General features: G+C 45.1%; 1 protein-coding gene. It reads left to right on the forward strand.

Annotated elements, in window-relative coordinates:
- Window positions 1–17: 17 nt before the first annotated feature.
- Window positions 18–255: helix-turn-helix domain-containing protein (locus tag ACO0K1_RS20350; protein ID WP_423022065.1), on the forward strand; the 238-nt coding region annotated here is incomplete at its 3' end.

Below are 255 nucleotides of genomic sequence, written 5' to 3' on the forward strand. Positions count from 1 at the left end.
CCAGTCGAAATTGCATAATGAACTACACACATCTCACCCAAATAGAACGATACCAGATTTACGCATTAAGAAAAGCAGGACAAACACAAAGACAGATTGCTAGCTTACTAAAACGAAGTGAATCGACCATCAGCAGAGAATTGCGTCGTAATACTGGAGGTCGTGGTTATCGTCCAAAGCAAGCTCATAAAAAGTCAGAGGAGCGACGTGCAATTAACGCGCGGCGCATTGACGAGGATGTCTGGGAGTTTGCGC

Origin of the sequence: Undibacterium sp. SXout20W, assembly GCF_049340285.1 — a bacterium.
Classification (GTDB): Bacteria; Pseudomonadota; Gammaproteobacteria; order Burkholderiales; family Burkholderiaceae_D; genus Undibacterium.